20 protein-coding genes and 1 pseudogene are annotated in these 19,091 nt (G+C 58.5%); 6 read left to right on the forward strand and 15 right to left on the reverse strand.

What is annotated here, in order from left to right; genetic code table 11:
* The first annotated feature begins 102 nt into the window (after window positions 1-102).
* Window positions 103-660, forward strand: coding sequence for a GspH/FimT family pseudopilin (locus ACYZTM_RS10890; protein WP_131061799.1), 558 nt, complete (start codon window positions 103-105; stop codon window positions 658-660).
* On the opposite strand, the gene ispH is transcribed toward ACYZTM_RS10890, so the two are convergent.
* From ispH to murJ, 6 genes are all read right to left on the reverse strand, one after another.
* On the reverse strand, window positions 629-1,576 hold the full coding sequence (ispH, locus tag ACYZTM_RS10895) for a 4-hydroxy-3-methylbut-2-enyl diphosphate reductase (protein WP_109634961.1): 948 nt from the start codon (window positions 1,574-1,576) through the stop codon (window positions 629-631). The genes ACYZTM_RS10890 and ispH overlap by 32 nt on opposite strands.
* A 140-nt stretch (window positions 1,577-1,716) precedes the next feature.
* Window positions 1,717-2,154: an FKBP-type peptidyl-prolyl cis-trans isomerase gene (fkpB, locus tag ACYZTM_RS10900; protein WP_178083844.1), complete on the reverse strand. Its 438-nt coding sequence runs from the start codon at window positions 2,152-2,154 to the stop codon at window positions 1,717-1,719.
* A gap of 7 nt (window positions 2,155-2,161) precedes the next feature.
* Window positions 2,162-2,674, reverse strand: a complete 513-nt coding sequence (gene lspA / locus ACYZTM_RS10905; protein ID WP_131061739.1) for a signal peptidase II — start codon at window positions 2,672-2,674, stop codon at window positions 2,162-2,164.
* Window positions 2,667-5,498, reverse strand: coding sequence for an isoleucine--tRNA ligase (gene ileS, locus ACYZTM_RS10910; protein WP_461988598.1), 2,832 nt, complete (start codon window positions 5,496-5,498; stop codon window positions 2,667-2,669). Before ileS ends, lspA begins: the two co-directional genes overlap by 8 nt.
* Entirely contained in the window at window positions 5,499-6,449 is a 951-nt protein-coding gene (ribF, locus tag ACYZTM_RS10915) for a bifunctional riboflavin kinase/FAD synthetase (RefSeq protein WP_131061737.1), read from the reverse strand.
* A 129-nt stretch (window positions 6,450-6,578) separates the two neighbouring features.
* A complete protein-coding gene (gene murJ / locus ACYZTM_RS10920; RefSeq protein ID WP_131061736.1) occupies window positions 6,579-8,117 on the reverse strand; it encodes a murein biosynthesis integral membrane protein MurJ in 1,539 nt (512 codons plus the stop codon).
* Between the two features lie 252 nt (window positions 8,118-8,369).
* Here murJ and rpsT point away from each other — a divergent pair, with 252 nt between their 5' ends.
* The gene (rpsT, locus tag ACYZTM_RS10925) at window positions 8,370-8,648 is read left to right on the forward strand and encodes a 30S ribosomal protein S20 (RefSeq protein WP_008154937.1); all 279 of its coding nucleotides are present in this window, start codon (window positions 8,370-8,372) and stop codon (window positions 8,646-8,648) included.
* Window positions 8,649-8,832: 184 nt separating this feature from the next.
* Here the strand turns inward: rpsT and ACYZTM_RS10930 are convergent, their stop codons facing one another.
* The 5 genes from ACYZTM_RS10930 to rplU all read right to left on the reverse strand — a co-directional run bounded on the left by ACYZTM_RS10930 (window position 8,833) and on the right by rplU (window position 12,607).
* The gene (locus ACYZTM_RS10930) at window positions 8,833-9,297 is read right to left on the reverse strand and encodes a CreA family protein (RefSeq protein ID WP_010467533.1); all 465 of its coding nucleotides are present in this window, start codon (window positions 9,295-9,297) and stop codon (window positions 8,833-8,835) included.
* Window positions 9,298-9,309: 12 nt separating this feature from the next.
* Window positions 9,310-10,428, reverse strand: coding sequence for a glutamate 5-kinase (gene proB, locus ACYZTM_RS10935; protein ID WP_131061798.1), 1,119 nt, complete (start codon window positions 10,426-10,428; stop codon window positions 9,310-9,312).
* 137 nt (window positions 10,429-10,565) lie between these two features.
* Window positions 10,566-11,789 (reverse strand): Obg family GTPase CgtA, encoded by a 1,224-nt coding sequence (cgtA, locus tag ACYZTM_RS10940; protein WP_461988601.1) that lies wholly within the window; start codon window positions 11,787-11,789, stop codon window positions 10,566-10,568.
* A gap of 193 nt (window positions 11,790-11,982) precedes the next feature.
* Window positions 11,983-12,258, reverse strand: a complete 276-nt coding sequence (gene rpmA / locus ACYZTM_RS10945; RefSeq protein WP_003215862.1) for a 50S ribosomal protein L27 — start codon at window positions 12,256-12,258, stop codon at window positions 11,983-11,985.
* 34 nt (window positions 12,259-12,292) lie between these two features.
* Window positions 12,293-12,607 (reverse strand): 50S ribosomal protein L21, encoded by a 315-nt coding sequence (rplU, locus tag ACYZTM_RS10950; protein WP_003176051.1) that lies wholly within the window; start codon window positions 12,605-12,607, stop codon window positions 12,293-12,295.
* 240 nt (window positions 12,608-12,847) lie between these two features.
* Between rplU and ACYZTM_RS10955 the strand changes: the two genes are divergently transcribed.
* From ACYZTM_RS10955 to ACYZTM_RS10965, 3 genes are all read left to right on the forward strand, one after another.
* Complete coding sequence (locus ACYZTM_RS10955; protein ID WP_131061734.1) at window positions 12,848-13,816, forward strand: polyprenyl synthetase family protein; 969 nt, start codon at window positions 12,848-12,850, stop codon at window positions 13,814-13,816.
* A 129-nt stretch (window positions 13,817-13,945) separates the two neighbouring features.
* Window positions 13,946-14,287: a zinc ribbon domain-containing protein YjdM gene (locus tag ACYZTM_RS10960; protein ID WP_010467527.1), complete on the forward strand. Its 342-nt coding sequence runs from the start codon at window positions 13,946-13,948 to the stop codon at window positions 14,285-14,287.
* 206 nt (window positions 14,288-14,493) lie between these two features.
* Window positions 14,494-14,751 (forward strand): PA4570 family protein, encoded by a 258-nt coding sequence (locus tag ACYZTM_RS10965; RefSeq protein WP_128874481.1) that lies wholly within the window; start codon window positions 14,494-14,496, stop codon window positions 14,749-14,751.
* 134 nt (window positions 14,752-14,885) lie between these two features.
* Here the strand turns inward: ACYZTM_RS10965 and ACYZTM_RS10970 are convergent, their stop codons facing one another.
* The 3 genes from ACYZTM_RS10970 to ACYZTM_RS10980 form a co-directional block, all read right to left on the reverse strand.
* Window positions 14,886-15,503: an FKBP-type peptidyl-prolyl cis-trans isomerase gene (locus tag ACYZTM_RS10970; protein ID WP_131061733.1), complete on the reverse strand. Its 618-nt coding sequence runs from the start codon at window positions 15,501-15,503 to the stop codon at window positions 14,886-14,888.
* Window positions 15,504-15,624: 121 nt separating this feature from the next.
* Entirely contained in the window at window positions 15,625-15,936 is a 312-nt protein-coding gene (locus ACYZTM_RS10975) for a DUF6482 family protein (protein WP_461988604.1), read from the reverse strand.
* 225 nt (window positions 15,937-16,161) lie between these two features.
* The gene (locus ACYZTM_RS10980) at window positions 16,162-16,650 is read right to left on the reverse strand and encodes a TIGR00645 family protein (RefSeq protein ID WP_131061871.1); all 489 of its coding nucleotides are present in this window, start codon (window positions 16,648-16,650) and stop codon (window positions 16,162-16,164) included.
* 159 nt (window positions 16,651-16,809) lie between these two features.
* Here ACYZTM_RS10980 and ACYZTM_RS10985 point away from each other — a divergent pair, with 159 nt between their 5' ends.
* Complete coding sequence (locus tag ACYZTM_RS10985) at window positions 16,810-18,639, forward strand: hypothetical protein (RefSeq protein ID WP_461988606.1); 1,830 nt, start codon at window positions 16,810-16,812, stop codon at window positions 18,637-18,639.
* Window positions 18,640-18,644: 5 nt separating this feature from the next.
* Here the strand turns inward: ACYZTM_RS10985 and ACYZTM_RS10990 are convergent.
* Window positions 18,645-18,984: pseudogene (locus ACYZTM_RS10990) on the reverse strand (PA4575 family protein).
* Window positions 18,985-19,091 lie beyond the last annotated feature (107 nt).

Genomic DNA, 19,091 nt, shown 5'->3' on the forward strand with positions numbered 1-19,091 from the left:
TGCTTCTACACGCTAGAACATTCGACCGAGCGGCGTACGGTTGATTTGCCATTACTCGCGCACGGATTGCGCGGGCCGCACCACTCCATGGAGGGAGATGACATGCATCAGCGAGGCTTCAGCCTGATCGAACTGCTCATGGGACTGACAATTGCGGGGATTGTTCTGCTGTTGGTCAGTCCGGCGTTCGCATCACTGACAGAATCGAATCATCGCGAGGAGGCGGCGAAGTCGCTTGCCAGTGGTATTCGCAGTGCCAGAAGCGAGGCACTCGCGCGTAATCAGACCGTCGTCATTCATGGCATCAACGACGACTGGGGTCAGGGCTGGCGAATCATTCTGGATATCAGCGGCAAAGGGCCGGAGGACAGCAGCAATCCGCTGCTTGTTGAACACGCGAGTAGCGCCGGGGTGCCCGTTGTCGGCAATTGGCCGGTCAGGCAATACGTTCGTTTCAGCCGTATCGGCGAACCACAGATGCCTGGCCGGGCCTTTCAAGCGGGGACGCTGCACATTTGCGCAGCCCACGAACCGGTCAGCCAGCTCCAGGTGGTGCTGGCCGCGACCGGTCGCGTCAGCCTGCGCAGCGAGAAGGCTGAGCAGGCGCTGTGCCCGGGAGGGAAAAAAGTTAAAGCAGGGAGCGCACGCGCAACTCTTTAGGCATGGAGAATGTGATGTTCTCCTCGCGACCGGCCAATTCATCGGCTCCGGTAGCACCCCAGGCCTGCAACTGCTGGATCACACCCCGCACCAGCACTTCCGGAGCAGAGGCGCCAGCGGTGATACCGATACGCTCGACACCGTCGAACCAGCTCTTTTGCAGGTCTTCGGCGCCGTCGATCAGGTAAGCCGGGGTGGCCATGCGTTCGGCGAGTTCACGCAAGCGGTTGGAGTTGGAGCTGTTCGGGCTGCCGACCACCAGTACCACGTCGCATTCGTCGGCCAGTTGCTTCACGGCGTCCTGACGGTTTTGCGTGGCGTAGCAGATGTCGTCCTTGCGCGGACCACCGATCGCCGGGAAACGTGCACGCAGGGCGTCGATCACGCGGCTGGTGTCGTCCATGGACAGGGTGGTCTGGGTCACGAACGCCAGTTTGTCTGGATTGACCACCTGCAACGAGGCAACGTCTTTCTCGTCTTCAACCAGATAGATCGCGCCACCATTGCTGCCGTCGTACTGGCCCATGGTGCCTTCGACTTCCGGGTGACCGGCGTGGCCAATGAGGATGCATTCACGACCGTCGCGGCTGTAGCGCGCGACTTCGATGTGCACCTTGGTCACCAGCGGGCAGGTCGCGTCGAACACTTTCAGGCCACGGCCAGCGGCTTCGGTACGCACAGCCTGGGAAACGCCGTGGGCACTGAAGATCACGATGACGTCGTCCGGCACCTGATCCAGTTCTTCGACGAAGATCGCCCCGCGAGCACGCAGGTCTTCGACGACGAATTTGTTGTGAACCACTTCGTGGCGCACATAGATCGGCGGCCCGAAGACTTCCAGGGCGCGGTTGACGATTTCGATCGCCCGGTCCACACCGGCGCAGAAGCCACGGGGGTTGGCGAGTTTGATTTGCATGCTGTGCCTCGTGTCTTGCGCGCAAGAAGTTAGAACATTACATCCCTGTAGGAGCGAAGCTTGCTCGCGAAGGCGGTATCTCATTCGACATCAACGTTGAATGTGATGACGCCTTCGCGAGCAAGCTTCGCTCCTACAAGTTAAAGACCCACGACGCTGATGATCTCGACGTCAAAGGTCAATGTCTTGCCGGCCAGCGGGTGGTTGAAGTCGATGGTCACTTGCTCGTCATCGAATTCCTTCACAACGCCAGGCAGCTCAGTATTGGCCGCATCGTTGAAGATCACCAGCAAACCCGGCGACAGGTCCATGTCCTTGAACTGCGAACGCGGGATGATCTGTACGTTCTGCGGGTTCGGCTGACCGAATGCGTTTTCCGGCTGAATCGTCAGCGTGCGCTTGTCGCCCGCCTTGAAGCCGAACAGCGCTGCTTCGAAACCTGGCAACAGGTTGCCGTCGCCGACCTTGAAGGTCGCCGGGGCTTTGTCGAAGGTGCTGTCGACGGTGTCGCCGTTCTCCAGGCGCAATGCAAAGTGCAAGGTGACTTCCGTGTTCTGGCGGATGCGTTGCTCAGCCAATACCTGTTCAGTCATGAACGGCTTCTCCGGTTTTTTTACTTTTGAACATATCCAGCGCAAGCATCACGGCACCGACAGTAATTGCGCTGTCAGCAAAGTTGAACGCCGGGAAATACCAGCGGTTCTGCCAATGCACCAGAATGAAATCGATCACATGGCCATAGGCAATGCGGTCATACAGATTGCCTAGCGCGCCGCCGAGCACCAGGGCCAGCGCAACGGCCAGCCAGGTTTCATTGCGCCCCAGGCGCTTGAGCCAGACCACCAGCACGGCACTGACCACCACAGCGATCAGGGCAAACAACCAGCGCTGCCAGCCGGAGCTGTCGGCCAGGAAGCTGAACGCCGCGCCGGTGTTGTAGGCCAGGGTCCAGCTGAAGTAATCGGGGATCACCACGATTTGCTGGTACATCTTCAGCGAGCCTTCGAAGTAAAACTTGCTGGCCTGGTCGATGACCAGGACCAGCAAGCTCAACCAGAGCCAGCTCAGCCGTCCGAAACGGCCAGCAGCATTAGGCATAATGACGAACCTCGCCCGCGCCGCTGATGTTGTCGACGCAACGACCGCAGATTTCCGGATGCTCCGGGTTCACACCGACGTCTTCACGGCAGTGCCAGCAACGGGCGCACTTGGCGAAGGCCGACTTGACGATTTTCAGCTTCAGGCCGCTGACTTCGGTCACTACCGCGTCCGCTGGTGCCTGAACAAAAGGCGCAACGCTGGCTGTCGAGGTGATCAGAACGAAGCGCAATTCGTTGCTCAGCTTGGCCAGGTCGGCGCTCAGCGCGTCTTCGGCGAACAGCGTCACTTCGGCTTGCAGGTTGCCACCGACGGCCTTGGCCGCGCGCTGGATTTCCATTTCCTTGTTCACAGCGACCTTCACCGCCATGATCCGCTCCCAGTAGGCGCGGCCCAGTTCGACGTTGTCCGGCAGTTCGGTCAGGCCTTCGTACCAGGTGTTGAGCATCACCGATTCGTTACGCTCACCCGGCAGGTATTCCCACAGTTCGTCGGCGGTGAACGCGAGGATCGGCGCGATCCAGCGCACCAGCGCCTCGGAGATGTGGTACAGCGCGGTTTGCGCCGAACGGCGGGCCTTGCTGTTGGCGCCAGTGGTGTACTGACGGTCCTTGATGATGTCGAGGTAGAAACCGCCCAGCTCCTGCACGCAGAAGTTGTGGATCTTGGAGTAAACGTTCCAGAAGCGGTATTCGCCGTAGTGCTCTTGCAACTCGCGTTGCAGCAGCAGGGTGCGGTCCACGGCCCAACGGTCCAGCGCGAGCATTTCTTCTGCCGGCAGGATGTCGGTGGCCGGGTTGAAACCGGTCAGGTTGGAGAGCAGGAAGCGCGCAGTGTTACGGATACGCCGGTAGGCGTCCGCACTGCGTTGCAGGATCTGCTCGGAAACCGCCATTTCACCCGAGTAATCGGTGGAAGCCACCCACAGACGCATGATGTCGGCGCCCAGGGTGTCGTTGACTTTTTGCGGCGCGATCACGTTGCCCAGGGATTTGGACATCTTGCGACCGGACTCGTCGACGGTGAAGCCGTGAGTCAGCAGCTCGCGGTACGGCGCGTGATTGTCGATGGCGCAACCGGTCAGCAGCGACGAGTGGAACCAGCCACGGTGTTGGTCCGAGCCTTCCAGGTACAGGTCGGCACGCGGGCCGGTCTCGTGGCCCATCGCGTGCGAACCGCGCAGGACATGCCAGTGCGTGGTCCCCGAATCGAACCAGACGTCCAGGGTGTCGCTGATCTTGTCGTACAGCGGCGCTTCGTCACCGAGCAGCTCGGCGGCGTCCATCTTGAACCAGGCTTCGATACCTTCGACTTCGACGCGCTTGGCGACTTCTTCCATCAGTTCGGCGGTACGCGGGTGCAGCTCGCCGCTTTCCTTGTTCAGGAAGAACGGGATCGGCACGCCCCAGTTGCGCTGACGGGAGATGCACCAGTCCGGACGGTTGGCGATCATCGAGTGCAGGCGCGCCTGGCCCCAGGCCGGGACGAACTGAGTTTCTTCGATGGCTTTGAGCGCGCGCTTGCGCAGGGTGTCGCCGCTGACAGGCTCTTTGTCCATGCCGATGAACCACTGCGCGGTGGCGCGGTAGATCAGCGGGGTCTTGTGGCGCCAGCAGTGCATGTAGCTGTGTTCGATGATGGTGGTGTGCAGCAGTGCGCCAACTTCGGTCAGCTTGTCGACGATGGCCGGGTTGGCTTTCCAGATGAACTGGCCGCCGAAGAACTCCAGCGACGTCACGTAAACGCCGTTGCTCTGTACCGGATTGAGGATGTCGTCGTTGACCATGCCGTATTTCTTGCAGGTCACGAAGTCGTCCACGCCGTAGGCCGGAGCGGAGTGAACCACGCCGGTGCCAGCGCCCAGTTCAACGTAATCGGCCAGGTAAACCGGCGACAGGCGATCGTAGAACGGGTGGCGGAAGTTGATCAGCTCCAGCTCTTTACCGGTGGTGGTCGCGATGACCGAGCCTTCCAGGCTGTAACGGACCAGGCACGACTCGACCAGCTCTTCAGCCAGCACCAGCAGTTTGTCGCCGACGTCGACCAGGGCGTAGTTGAATTCCGGGTGAACGTTCAGCGCCTGGTTGGCCGGGATGGTCCACGGGGTGGTGGTCCAGATCACGATCGAAGCAGGTTTGCCCAGCGACGGCAGACCGAAAGCGGCAGCCAGCTTGGCTTCGTCGGCAATCGGGAAGGCCACGTCGATGGTCGAGGACTTTTTGTTTTCGTACTCGACTTCCGCTTCAGCCAGGGCCGAACCGCAGTCAAAGCACCAGTTCACAGGCTTCAGGCCTTTGAACACGAAACCGCTTTTGACGATTTCGGCGAGGGCGCGGATTTCACCGGCCTCGTTCTTGAAGTCCATGGTCTTGTACGGGTTGGCGAAGTCGCCCAACACGCCCAGACGGATGAATTCGGATTTCTGACCTTCAATCTGCTCGGTGGCGTAGGCACGGCACAGTTCGCGGGTTTTGTCCGCGCCCAGGTTTTTACCGTGGGTCACTTCGACTTTGTGCTCGATCGGCAGACCGTGGCAGTCCCAGCCCGGAACATAAGGCGCGTCGAAACCCGACAGGGTTTTCGAGCGGATGATCATGTCCTTGAGAATCTTGTTCAGCGCATGACCGATGTGAATCGTGCCGTTGGCGTACGGAGGACCGTCGTGAAGTACGAACTTCGGACGATCCTTGCCAATCTCGCGCAACTTACCGTACAGGCCAATGCTGTCCCAGCGCTGCAGAATCTGCGGTTCGCGCTGAGGCAGGCCGGCCTTCATTGGGAAGGCGGTGTCCGGAAGGTTTAGCGTGGCTTTATAGTCGGTCATTTAAGGCTCTTCATTAGCGATTGGCGCTAGGTGCGACAGGGCACGGGCGGAGGCAACATCCGCATTGATCGCCGTCTTAAGCGCCTCCAGAGAGGCGAAACGCTGCTCTTCACGCAGCTTGTGGTGGAAAACCACCGTCAAACGCCGGTCATACAGATCGCCGGCAAAATCTAAAAGGTGTACTTCGAGGTGGGCTTTGCCATCACCTTGTACCGTGGGCCGCACGCCAATGTTGGCGACGCCCGGCCAGGTCTTGCCGTCGATGTCGACGTCGACCAGGTAAACCCCGGTCAGTGGCACGCGACGACGCTTGAGTTGAATGTTGGCGGTTGGCGTACCCAGTTGGCGCGCCAGCTTCTGGCCATGCAGGACCCGCCCGGTGATCTGGAACGGACGCCCGAGCAGCCGCTCGGCCAAGGCAAAATCGGCAGCGGCCAAGGCGTTGCGGACCTGGGTGCTGCTGACACGAATGCCGTCCAGCTCGACGGTTTGCGCCGCTTCAACGGTAAAGCCCTGAACGATGCCGGCCTGTTGCAGGAAATCGAAATCCCCTACCCGGTCACAGCCGAACCGGAAGTCATCACCAACCTCCAGGTGCTGGACGCCGAGGCCGTCGACCAGGATGGTATCGACGAACTCACTGGCGCTGAGCTTGCTCAGACGCTGGTTGAAGGCCAGGCACAAGACCCGATCGACACCTTCGTCGGCCAGCAGCTGCAGTTTGTCCCGCAGCCGGGCCAGACGGGCCGGGGCCGTGTCCGGGGCGAAGAATTCTCGCGGCTGCGGCTCGAAAATCACCACGCAGCTGGGCACGCCCAACTCGATAGCGCGCTCACGCAGCCTCGCCAGGATAGCCTGGTGACCACGGTGAACACCGTCAAAGTTGCCAATAGTGGCGACACAGCCCCGATGCTGGGGGCGCAGGTTGTGGAGGCCTCGAACCAGCTGCATAACGCGCTTCTTGCTCATAAAGTGGTCGATTATAACCACACCCGGCGGCCGACGACAGGCAACACCGTAACCCAAAGTAATCGAGCCGACAAAACCGCCGGTTCGCCCATGTTTATCGAAGCCAAAGCCTCAGCTCAACGCCTTGCGATTGAAGTCGCGCAAACGGAAGCCCATCAACAGCAGCATGCCGAAATAAGTGACCACACCGGCAGCGACCAATGCGCCCAGACGCAGGAATCGCTCCAGCATATGCCCCTGATCCCAGGCCGGCATGAAATGCATGCCGGCCAGCAGTACAGCAGACATCACCAACACCGCAATCACAAGCTTCAGGCCGAATTTCGCCCAACCCGGTTGCGGCTGATACATCTGCTGCTTGCGCAGTTGATAGAACAATAGCCCGGCGTTGATGCAGGCACCGACACTGATGGCCAAGGCCAGACCGGCGTGGGCCAGCGGGCCGATCAATACCAGGTTGAACAATTGGGTAACGATCAGGGTGAAAATCGCGATTTTTACCGGCGTGCGGATGTTTTGTTGCGCATAAAAGCCTGGCGCCAGCACTTTGATCACGATAATCCCGAGCAAACCGACCGAATAAGCGATTAGCGCCCGTTGAGTCATGGAGGCGTCAAACGCGCTGAACTGGCCGTACTGAAACAGTGAAACGGTCAACGGCTCGGCGAGAATCCCCAACGCCAGCGAACACGGCAACACCAGCACGAAGCACAGGCGCAGGCCCCAATCGAGGATGCGCGAGTACTCTTGGCGATCCTTGCTGGCGTAGGTCTTGGCCAAGGTTGGCAGCAGAATCGTGCCCAATGCCACGCCCAGCACCCCGGATGGCAACTCCATCAGGCGGTCGGCGTAATACATCCACGACACAGAGCCGGCGACCAGGAACGAGGCGAAAATGGTGTTGATGATCAGGGAAATCTGGCTTACGGACACGCCGAGAATCGCTGGCAACATCTGCTTCAGGACCCGCCAGACGCCGCTGTCACGCAGGTTAAGTCGTGGCAGCACCAGCATGCCGATCTTTTTCAGGTGCGGCAGCTGATAGAGCAATTGCGCCAGACCACCCACCAGCACCGCCCAGCCCAAGGCCATGACGGGAGGATCGAAGTACGGTGTCAGGAACACCGAAAAGATGATCATGCTGACGTTGAGCAAGGTCGGCACGAAGGCCGGCACCGAAAAGCGGTTGTACGTATTGAGGATCGCACCGGCCAACGAAGACAGGGAGATCAGCAATATATAGGGGAAGGTCACCCGCAACAGGTTCGAGGTCAGCTCAAATTTTTCCGGGGTATCGGTGAAACCCGGCGCTGTCGCCCAGATGACCCACGGCGCGGCGAGCATGCCCAGCGCGGTGACCAGGGCCAGCACCAGCGTCAGCAGGCCGGAAACGTAAGCAATGAAGGTTCGCGTCGCCTCTTCGCCCTTTTGGCTTTTATATTCGGCAAGAATCGGCACGAACGCCTGGGAAAAAGCCCCTTCGGCGAAGATTCGTCGCAACAGATTGGGCAGTTTGAAGGCGATGAAGAAGGCGTCAGTCGCCATCCCGGCGCCAAATGTGCGCGCGATAAGGGTGTCACGAACGAACCCCAGAACCCGGGAAAGCATCGTGATAGAGCTGACGGCGGCCAACGATTTGAGCAGATTCATTGAAAGAGTTTGTGCCTGTCGATAAACAGCAGGCGAACAAAGCGCCTACTTATGCGATACTCCGCGCCGCAGCAGCACAGAGCCAAAGCTCGCGAGTTTACAGGTCAAGCGCCGGAAATAAATATCCCGCCTCTTTATACCTACCACTTAGCGGAACGTCTCAACCGCCCTTGACAAGACATCAACTCATCGGCATGATTCGCGGCCTATTTTGTTTGCTATTTCCTAAAAAGTCTTTCGAGGAGCTCGACGGTGGCCAACACACCTTCCGCCAAAAAACGTGCAAAACAGGCTGAGAAGCGTCGCAGCCACAACGCCAGCCTGCGTTCCATGGTTCGTACCTACATCAAGAATGTAGTTAAGGCCATCGACGCAAAAGACGCTGAAAAAGCTCAAGCAGCTTACGTTCTGGCTGTGCCAGTTATCGACCGTATGGCCGATAAAGGCATCATCCACAAGAACAAGGCAGCTCGTCATAAGAGCCGCCTGAACGGTCACGTCAAGGCTCTGAACCTTGCTGTTGCCGCATAAGCGATAAGCTTGTTAAAAAACCGACCCCAGGGTCGGTTTTTTATTGCCTGTGATTTGGCAGACACACACAAAAAAATGTGGGAGTGAGCCTGCTCGCGATAGCTGTTTAACATTCAACACTAATGTCGACTGTTATACCGCTATCGCGAGCAGGCTCACTCCCACAGTTTTGATCTTTGTTAACTTATTGAGCGTGTGTCCACGGCAAAATCGGAATCGCCGTTACCGCATTCTGCGGGCTGCCTTCGATCAAGCGATCGCTATAGACCAGGTACACCAGCGTATTGCGCTTCTTGTCGAGGAAGCGCACCACCTGCATGGTCTTGAACACCAGCGACGTGCGCTCCTTGAACACCTCGTCACCATCCTTCAGCTCGCCCTTGAAGCTGATCGGACCAACCTGGCGGCATGCGATAGACGCTTCTGCGCGATCTTCCGCCAATCCCAACCCCCCTTTCACACCGCCCGTCTTGGCTCGCGACAGGTAACAAGTCACACCCTCGACCTTCGGGTCATCAAACGCCTCGACGACGATTCGGTCGTTCGGGCCGACGAATTTAAACACCGTCGACACCTGGCCAATCTCTTCGGCCGAGGCCAGCAGCGGCATTGCCAACAGCAGACCCAACAATCCTTTTGCCACACGCATTCAAATATTCCTTCAGACCAGAATCAGGTTATCGCGGTGAACCAGTTCCGGCTCCGCCATGTAACCCAACAGACCGACAATCGCCTCAGACGACTGACCGATGATTTTTTGTGCTTCCAGCGCGCTGTAGTTGGCCAGGCCCCGGGCGATCTCACGACCGTCCGGCGCCACGCACACCACCATTTCGCCGCGACGGAAGCTGCCCTGGACCAGCTTGACGCCAACCGGCAACAAACTTTTGTTGCCCTGGGACAGCGCCGTCACTGCGCCCGCGTCCAACACCAGCGTGCCACGGGTTTGCAGGTGACCGGCGAGCCATTGCTTGCGCGCCGCCAGCATGCCGCGCTCAGGCGACAACAGGGTGCCGATGCGCTCACCGGCCTTCAGACGATCCAGCACGCGCTCAATGCGCCCGCCGACGATGATGGTATGCGCACCGGAGCGCGCCGCCAGGCGCGCAGCACGCAATTTGGTCTGCATACCGCCACGACCCAATGCGCCACCGGTACCGCCAGCAACAGCATCCAGCGCCGGATCATCCGCGCGCGCTTCGTAAATCAGGTTTGCGTTGGGGTTGTTGCGCGGATCAGCGTCGAACATGCCGTCGCGATCGGTGAGGATCACCAGCAAATCCGCCTCGACCAGGTTGGCCACCAGCGCCGCCAGGGTGTCGTTGTCGCCGAAACGGATCTCGTCGGTGACCACGGTGTCGTTTTCGTTGATCACCGGGATCACTTTCAGCTCGACCAGCGCACGCAAGGTGCTACGGGCGTTCAGGTAGCGCTTGCGATCAGACAAGTCGTCGTGAGTCAGGAGAATCTGCGCGGTATGCCGGCCATGCTCGGCAAAGCTCGACTCCCAGGCCTGCACCAAACCCATTTGACCGATGGCGGCAGCAGCCTGCAGCTCGTGCATCGCACTGGGTCGTACGGTCCAGCCCAAACGGCTCATCCCCGCCGCCACCGCCCCGGAGGACACCAGCACCAGTTCGACGCCAGCTTCATGCAAAGCCACCATCTGCTCGACCCAGACACCCATTGCCGCGCGATCCAGGCCCTTGCCGTCCGCCGTCAGCAAAGCGCTGCCGATCTTCACGACCCAACGCTGCGCACCTGTCACCTTGCTCCGCATCATCTTCAACCTTAGCTTGAGGACAGCGCGACCCAGCGCTGCCCGTGACGTTAATCGTGGCTATTACTGACCAACGATCGATTTCCAGATACTAAAACGCCGCTCGATTGAGCGGCGTTCAAGTTTATCGCAACGGATCAGTCACGCACGTAAATGATTTCCGGACCGTCTTCGTCATCCACATCTTCTTCGTCCCAATCATCGTCGCCGATGTCATGGACCGACTTCACGCCGCTGCGACGCAGGGCACGCTGGTCATCCAAGGCCTGCAACTGGGCACGAGCTTCGTCTTCGATGCGCTGATCGAGTTCGGCCAACTCTTCTTTGTAGGCCGGATCGTTAGCCAGACGGTCAGCACGATCTTCCATGTAACGCATGATGTCGTGGCACAGACGCTCGGTACCGAGCTTGGAAATGGCCGAGATCACGTAAACCGGACCGGTCCATTCCAGGCGATCAACGATCTCCTTGACGCGAGCGTCATGCTCTTCTTCAAGGATCTGGTCGCACTTGTTCAGCACCAACCAGCGATCACGCTCAGCCAGGGACGGGCTGAACTTGGTCAGCTCGCTGACGATCACTTCAGCGGCATCCGGGGCGCTGGCGTCATCCAACGGCGCCATGTCGACGAGGTGTAGCAGCAAACGGGTACGCGACAAGTGCTTGAGGAAGCGAATCCCCAGGCCCGCGCCATCGGAAGCGCCTTCGATCAGACCCGGAATGTCCGCGACCACGAAGCTCTTCCAACGATCGACGCTGACCACGCCCAGGTTCGGCACCAGCGTGGTGAACGGGTAGTCGGCGACTTTCGGCTTGGCGGCCGATACCGAGCGAATGAAGGTACTTTTACCGGCGTTCGGCAAGCCCAGCAGACCCACGTCGGCCAGCACTTTCATTTCCAGTTTCAGGTCACGCGCCTCACCCGGCTTACCCGGAGTGGTCTGACGCGGAGCACGGTTGGTACTGGATTTGAAACGGGTATTACCCAGACCGTGCCAGCCGCCATGTGCAACCAACAGCTTCTGACCGGCCTTGGTCAGGTCGCCGATGATTTCCTGAGTGGCAGAATCGATGACAGTGGTGCCCACCGGAACACGCAGCACCAGCTCTTCACCTTTCTTGCCGGTGCAGTCGGTGCTGCCGCCGTTGGAACCGCGCTCGGCATCGAAGTGCCGGGTGTAACGGTAGTCGACCAGGGTGTTGAGGTTTTCGTCGGCGATCATGTAGACCGAGCCGCCATCACCACCATCACCGCCGTTCGGGCCGCCGTTTTCAATGAATTTCTCGCGACGGAAGCTCATGCAACCGTTGCCGCCGTCGCCGGCCTTTACTCGAATCGATACTTCATCAACAAACTTCATAACAAAACGCCTCTCGTCATACGGACGAGCCGAAAAAATCCAGACATAAGACTCTTGCAAAAATGAGCGCAGCGACCTCAATCAACGACCGAAAATCCAGCGCTGGAGCCCATCACAAACAGCTTTGCAAGAGACTCACCCCACAAACGAAAAAGCCCCGTCGCGAGACAGGGCTTTTCCAGCAACTACGTAATTATGCCGCGACGACTTCAGTCTTCGGGACAATGCTCACGTAACGGCGGTTGAAAGCGCCTTTTACTTCGAACTTGATCACGCCGTCGATTTTAGCGAACAGAGTGTGATCTTTACCCATGCCAACACCGTAACCGGCGTGGAATTGGGTGCCGCGCTGACGCACGATGATGTTGCCCGGAATGATAACCTGGCCGCCATACATCTTCACGCCAAGGCGTTTGGCTTCTGAGTCGCGACCGTTACGGGTACTACCACCAGCTTTTTTGTGTGCCATGAGTCAATTCTCCTAGTGAGGAATTAGGCTGAAATTAAGCCTGAATACCGGTGATTTTGATCTCGGTGTACCACTGGCGGTGGCCCATACGCTTCATGTGGTGCTTACGACGACGGAACTTGATGATGCGGACTTTATCGTGACGACCTTGGGAGATCACTTCAGCCACAACGGTAGCGCCGGCAACAACTGGAGCGCCGATGTTCACGTCATCGCCATTGGCGACCAACAGAACGCGATCAAAAGTAACGGATTCGCCGGTAGCGATTTCCAGTTTTTCGATCTTCAGGTATTCACCTGGGGCGACCTTGTATTGCTTGCCACCAGTAACAATTACTGCGTACGACATGGTATTTCTCCGATAATCCTGCTCACCCAGCTCTTTATAAGAAGAGGTATTGGCTGGCATGGCTGCATAAGGCTGGAAGGCCTGTTTGCAATTGCGTAAGGCAGGTGCTGCCCAGGAAGTTCAGGGTGCGCGATTGTACGCAAGCTGCCGGGGCGATGCAAGAGGCCGTCCATCGTGCCTTGACACCCGCCGACGTGGGTCCTAGCATGCCGCGCAACCCTTCTGGAGCAACTGTCGCTGATGCAACCCCAAGCTTTCTACCGCGCGGTGGCGGACGATTTTAGCGCCGTCGACGGCATCATCAAGAAGCAGCTGACTTCCCGAGTGCCGCTGGTATCGAAAATCGGCGATTACATTACCTCGGCTGGCGGTAAACGCCTGCGTCCTCTACTAGTGTTGCTGTGTGGCAAGGCCCTGGGTCGCGAAGGCGATGACCTGCGTCTGCTGGCCGCAACCATCGAGTTCCTGCACACCGCCACCCTGCTGCACGACGACGTGGTCGACATGTCCGGCATGCGCCGTGGCCGCTCGACTGCCAACGCCATGTGGGGCAACGCTCCGAGCGTGCTGGTGGGCGACTTCCTGTATTCACGCTCCTTCGAGATGATGGTCGAACTGGGCTCCATGCCAGTGATGAAAATTCTTTCGCAAGCCACGCGCATCATCGCCGAAGGCGAAGTGTTGCAGCTGTCGAAGGTTCGTGACGCCAGCACCACCGAAGAAACCTACATGGAAGTCATCCGCGGTAAAACCGCGATGCTCTTCGAAGCCTCGACCCACAGTGCGGCGGCCCTGTGCGAAGCGACGCCGCAACAGGCCGAAGCCCTGCGTACGTTTGGCGATCACCTCGGTGTAGCCTTCCAACTGGTCGACGACCTGCTGGACTACCGTGGCGACGCGGAAACCCTGGGCAAGAACGTCGGTGACGACCTGGCCGAAGGCAAGCCGACCCTGCCCCTGATCTACACCATGCGCGAAGGTACACCGGAGCAGGCTGCACTGGTGCGCAAGGCGATCCAGAAAGGCGGGATCGAAGACCTGGAAAGCATCCGCGAAGCAGTGGAAGCGTCCGGTTCGCTGGATTACACCGCGCAACTGGCCCGTGATTACGTGGCCCGCGCGATCAAATGCCTCGATGCGCTGCCAGCCAGTGAGTATCGCGATGCATTGGTTGAATTGAGTGAATTCGCGGTCGCCCGCACGCATTAACCCGCGGCCCTGTAGGAGCGAAGCTTGCTCGCGAAAGCGGCGTGTCAGGCGATATCGATGTGGACTGACACACCGCATTCGCGGGCAAGCCTCGCTCCTACAAAATCATCCTCAAACCAAGGAGCTTTAGTGAGCACGTTGCCACCCTGCCCAAAATGCAATTCCGAATACACCTATGAAGACGGCGCGCAGCTGATCTGCCCTGAGTGCGCCCACGAGTGGTCCGCCAGTGGCGAAGCCGAAGCGGCTTCCGATGACACCGTGAAAAAGGATTCGGTCGGCAACGTCCTGCAGGACGGCGACACCATTACCGTGATCAAGGACCTGAAGGTCAAAGGCACATCGCTGGTGGTCAAGGTCGGTACCAAGGTCAAGAACATCCGCCTGTGCGATGGCGATCACGACATCGACTGCAAGATCGACGGCATCGGCCCCATGAAGCTCAAATCCGAGTTCGTCAGAAAAGTCTGAATCGGTTGTCTTCCATCCCGCGCCGCGCGTGGGATGGTGCTTCACCCTCCCCCGCGTCGCCCAGCCATCCCTCGCAGTAGCCAAACGCCAGCCGTTTTGACCTTACGCAATCTTTACCCCGAAAAAATCACAAACTGCCAATAGGCCCTTGCTATTTGATGAATAAGAATTATTCTCATTGAAACCCATCAATGGAGATGAGACCCATGACTTATTTGATCGATGCCTGGCTGGACCGCCCACACCCGTACCTCAGAATCCTGCATCGGGAAACCGGGGAAGTCTGTGCGGTGCTTGAAGAAGAAGCCTTGAACGAGCTGCAGGATCAGGGTGATCTGGACGTCAACGGCTTGAGTTCCAGCGAGCCGGTAGTGCTCAAGGAACTGGTGCGCAATCTGTTTCTGTTTTGCTATGCCCGGGCGTTGCGCCCGACAAGCGATCTGAACCACAAGATCGAAATATGAAGATGACGCAAAACCCTGTAGGAGCGAGGCTTGCCCGCGAAGAGGCCATAACATTCAACATCATCGTTGACTGACACACCGCCTTCGCGAGCAAGTCGGATCGCCGCACCGTTCGCTCCTACAAGATCAAGGTCTTACAGAACGTCGAGCAGCTCGACGTCGAATACCAGTACGCTGTGCGGTGGAATGCTGCCAACGCCTTGAGCGCCGTAAGCCAGTTCGCTCGGCACGTACAGACGCCATTTGCTACCGGCGTTCATCAGTTGCAGGGCTTCGGTCCAGCCAGCGATCACGCCGCCGACCGGGAATTCTGCAGGCTGACCACGATCGTAGGAGCTATCGAATACAGTGCCGTCGATCAGGGTGCCGTGGTAGTGAGTACGCACTTGATCTTCACGGGTTGGCTTGGCGCCTTCACCGGAGGTCAGCACTTCGAATTGCAGGCCGGAAGCCAAGGTGGTGATGCCGTCACGCTTGGCGTTTTCAGCCAGGAATGCCAGGCCTTCGCCAGCAGCTGCTTCAGCTTTGGCTGCTGCTTCAGCTTGCATGATTTCGCGGATCACCTTGAAGCTTGCGGACATTTCTTCCTGACCCACACGGCTTTCCTTGCCGGCGAATGCGTCGGTCAGACCCGCCAGGATCGCGTCCAGGTTAACGCCCGGTGGCGGGTTGTCGCGCAGTTGGTCGCCCAGCTGACGGCCAATACCGTAGCTGACGCGGGTTTCGTCGGTGGACAGATTTACTTCGGACATGACACTGCTCCGCTGTGCGGACGGCCCTGGAACTTGCCGTGCGTGCACAGCGCGTCCCGGAGCGCCCGGAACCAAAAGGGCCAGCAGACTAGCACAGATGTCGTTGCGCTGATGAGAGGTGTCAGTGGTGCCAGGCAGAACGGAAGGCAATCGGCACCTTCAGACTTTCCTCGACGTTGGCACCGAGCCCGCACATTTCATCATGAACCAAGGTGTGTACAAGATTGAATGGCAAGGAGGGAAAGGCATGAAGCATTTGACGCGCATGCTCGACCGATCGCAGGTGAACCATCTTGTCGTGGGCATCACTCAAGGGATACGCCGCACCATGCATGCGCGCCTCCAGCAGGTAGATCCCGCCTTCCATGGAGATCAGGTTCAGCTCATCGATTTTCCCGGCGATGGCATAAGCACGCAACTCAACGAAGTTCATGAAAGGCACCTCATACGGTGTCGAGCCAAGGTACTTACAGGCATATGCCTTGATGCATCAAAGTACAAGCCACAAACGACACCGCCCGTCTGTTTGCCTTTACCGTGTAGGAGCGAGGCTTGCCCGCGAAGGCGGTGTATCAGGCAACATCTATGTCGACTGACACGGCCCCTTCGCGGGCAAGTCGGATCGCCGCACCGCACGCTCCTACCGGGCGCAGTGCAATCAGTGCTTGGTGAGTTTGTCCAGGTAACCCATGGCAAACGCCGACACCACGAACGTCATGTGAATAATCACGTACCACTTCAAATGCTCGGGATCGACGTTCTTGGCGTCCATGAAAACCCGCAGCAGGTGGATGGACGAAATCGCCACGATGGAGGCCGCCACTTTCATCTTCAGCGAAGACGAATCCATAGTCCCCAGCCAGTTGAGCTTTTCCTTGCCGTCGTCGATGTCCAGTTGGGAAACGAAGTTCTCGTAACCGGAAATCATCACCATCACCAGCAAACCACCCACCAGCGCCATGTCGATCAGCGACAACAGCACCAGGATCAGGTCCGACTCGGCCATCGAGAATACGTTGGGAATGACGTGGAACACTTCCTGGAAGAATTTCAGCGCCAGCGCCAGTAGCCCGAGGGACAGACCGAAGTAGATCGGCGCCAGCAGCCAGCGGGATGCGTACATTGCATTTTCGATAAAGCGTTCCATTGAATCTCACACGTGGGCTGGAAATGGCGGCGAGTATAACAGCCCCCCGTTACAGCCAGAAACCGTCGGGAAATCCGCCACCTGCGCGTGTGTCACAAAGTTTTTCTGCTAGTGTCCAGACTATTGACAGCTCAGCGACATCGGGAAGGAAGACGGGAAATGGATGTGCGATTGCCAATAACGAGTGCCGGCATTTGCCTGGCTCTGCTGCTGAGCGGCTGCTCACCCAGCGATGAGAAGCGCCAGACCAGCCTTGAAGAAAAGACCGCGCAGTTCGAGAAATCTCTGGATGCGATTCAAGATCCGAAACTCAAGGATGCCGTCGCCGAACTCGGCGGTTCGCTGTTGTTGCTTGAGCGCGCGCAACTCAAGCTCGACAGTAAACCCGTGGAAACCGTACACGGCGAAGACGTTCTTGCCGTGCTCAAGCACTACCCCACGCCACAGGCCCTGGTGGATACCTACATCAATGGTTTGTTCGTGCTGCACAAAGACTCCAGCTCCGACTACCTGACCGATCTGCAACCGGTGTTCCCCTTCAACTTCAACATTCCGGCCGCGTTTCTCTTTCCCCATGGCCTGGAATGGCAATCGGTGACCCTGAGCAACAAGCGCGTCATCACGTTCCAGCCGGAATGGTCGGAAACCGATCCCGGGATTCAGCTGAGCCCGTCGAGTTCCAACCTGACCAACCCGGATGATCTGACGGTGACCTATCCGTTCATCGACGGCCTGGAAGTGGACAACAAAAGCCAGCCCCAACCGGTAAGCCTGCAAGGCAAGGTCGAGGTCATTGCCCCGCGCAAGCGTTATACCTTCGACCTGACGAAAAAAGACGTTGGCCAGACCCGCACCAACGACAATCTCAGCGTCACCCTGCTGAAACTGGGCAACAACTACGCCGAAATCGAATTCAACAACAGCGCGCCGTTGGCCCCGGAAGTCAGCGAAACACCGTTGAACCCGCTGATCGTCCAGGCCAAGGACGCCACCGGGCAATTCCTCTCGCGCTCGGGCTCGATCAATGAAACCGCCGCGCAAATTGCCTTCTATCAAAAACAACTGGCGAAATTGCAGCAACAGAAGGTCTGGAGCGAGACGTTCGGACAACAGATCGAAGAAGAACAGCGGTCCTTCGAGGAGGAGCAGAAGAATCATTACAGCAAAGTGTATTTCAACGGACCGGTCGAAACCGTTGAGGTCAGCGTGCTGGACTTCTCGGCCGCCACGGTGACCCGCAAGGACCTGAACCTGCCAGTGCGCCGCTTCGACTCACACACCACGGAAAAAACCATCCAGCCACTGACCTTGCCCGTGGTGGTGTATGACGATCAGGCCCCGAGCTGGCTCAAGGGCGCGACATTGAGTGAGGAACAACTGAAGAAGGGCATCATCGTCAGTCAGTCGGTGGATGACCCCAGCGCCGCGCGCATCGAGTTCGATCACCCCAGAAGCTTCAATGATGAACTGCTCGGCACATCGTTCAGCCCCGGCGATAGCCCGGTCACTTTCTTCACAGAGGATGGCAGCGGCAGGCGCGACGAGCCGATCGAGCTGCCACCAGAGGCTTACGAGCTCGACCCGCTACGTGGCGCCATCACCTATGACTTGAACTTGTTTCCGGAAACGCCGGCCTATGCAGTGGGCTCCATGCCGCTGTTCCTGGCGACGGTCGCCAAACAATCGCTCGACGCCCACTCATTACCAAAAGGCCTGGAGTTCAAAGGCAATGCGTTGGTGGTCGATTTGAAGCTGTTTCCTGCCCAGGACTGGCGATTTTTCGCCAAGGACGACTCTGGAAACTATCTGAAAGAAATTCTTTCGGTCAGTCACGACGCAAGCGCAGAAGGCCCGGCGTTATTTGCCGTGCATTACTTCTATGGCCAGCCAACACGTCTGGAAAGTTATCAGCGAACAGACCTCACCACGGTCCAATATGGATTCGAGGTCAAGCTAGCCAAGGCGGACCTGACCCACCTTGATCAATAGCCGGTTCAGTGCTCCGGCCGAAACTCAGCCACCGAGGTTGCGGCAACGGCCGCCGTTGATTTCCCGAAGTTGGGCTTGCAGGTGCAGGCACCAGATTTGCGGGTCATCGGCCAGCTCGTAGCCATGCAGGGTCAGGCTTTCAACAATCGTGTCGAGGATTGATTCCGCCACGAAAGGGCCATGAAACGGGCCCTGCGCCTTGATGGCGGAAGGTTGTTCGCCGGCCATTCCGGCGGCAAAGAGCAAGGTCCACATGCCCGTATCCCCCGCCAATGGGCGGATGGCACACTCGATACGGGTCACAAGGCCCAAACATTGACGGGTGAGGCAGAGGTTGCGCGACATGGCGGCGACCCTCGGTAGATCCGGTATTCAGCCCCCACGGGAAGGCTGTCTCGATCCAGTGATTACTGTCGATATCCTTGAGCTGAGAATAGAAGAAAAGTTTGACT

The sequence above is a fragment of the Pseudomonas sp. MDT2-39-1 genome (assembly GCF_054898085.1).

Bases quoted from the DNA above. Each gene is read 5' to 3' on its own strand.
- ileS (WP_461988598.1), bottom strand. From the start codon at position 5,498: ATGACCGACTATAAAGCCACGCTAAACCTTCCGGACACCGCCTTCCCA.
- ispH (WP_109634961.1), bottom strand. From the start codon at position 1,576: ATGCAAATCAAACTCGCCAACCCCCGTGGCTTCTGCGCCGGTGTGGAC.
- ACYZTM_RS10965 (WP_128874481.1), top strand. From the start codon at position 14,494: ATGACTTATTTGATCGATGCCTGGCTGGACCGCCCACACCCGTACCTC.
- ACYZTM_RS10970 (WP_131061733.1), bottom strand. From the start codon at position 15,503: ATGTCCGAAGTAAATCTGTCCACCGACGAAACCCGCGTCAGCTACGGT.
- cgtA (WP_461988601.1), bottom strand. From the start codon at position 11,789: ATGAAGTTTGTTGATGAAGTATCGATTCGAGTAAAGGCCGGCGACGGC.
- rplU (WP_003176051.1), bottom strand. From the start codon at position 12,607: ATGTCGTACGCAGTAATTGTTACTGGTGGCAAGCAATACAAGGTCGCC.
- ACYZTM_RS10980 (WP_131061871.1), bottom strand. From the start codon at position 16,650: ATGGAACGCTTTATCGAAAATGCAATGTACGCATCCCGCTGGCTGCTG.
- murJ (WP_131061736.1), bottom strand. From the start codon at position 8,117: ATGAATCTGCTCAAATCGTTGGCCGCCGTCAGCTCTATCACGATGCTT.
- ACYZTM_RS10890 (WP_131061799.1), top strand. From the start codon at position 103: ATGCATCAGCGAGGCTTCAGCCTGATCGAACTGCTCATGGGACTGACA.
- proB (WP_131061798.1), bottom strand. From the start codon at position 10,428: ATGCGGAGCAAGGTGACAGGTGCGCAGCGTTGGGTCGTGAAGATCGGC.
- ribF (WP_131061737.1), bottom strand. From the start codon at position 6,449: ATGCAGCTGGTTCGAGGCCTCCACAACCTGCGCCCCCAGCATCGGGGC.
- rpmA (WP_003215862.1), bottom strand. From the start codon at position 12,258: ATGGCACACAAAAAAGCTGGTGGTAGTACCCGTAACGGTCGCGACTCA.
- ACYZTM_RS10975 (WP_461988604.1), bottom strand. From the start codon at position 15,936: ATGAACTTCGTTGAGTTGCGTGCTTATGCCATCGCCGGGAAAATCGAT.
- lspA (WP_131061739.1), bottom strand. From the start codon at position 2,674: ATGCCTAATGCTGCTGGCCGTTTCGGACGGCTGAGCTGGCTCTGGTTG.
- ACYZTM_RS10955 (WP_131061734.1), top strand. From the start codon at position 12,848: ATGCAACCCCAAGCTTTCTACCGCGCGGTGGCGGACGATTTTAGCGCC.
- ACYZTM_RS10930 (WP_010467533.1), bottom strand. From the start codon at position 9,297: ATGCGTGTGGCAAAAGGATTGTTGGGTCTGCTGTTGGCAATGCCGCTG.
- ACYZTM_RS10985 (WP_461988606.1), top strand. From the start codon at position 16,810: ATGGATGTGCGATTGCCAATAACGAGTGCCGGCATTTGCCTGGCTCTG.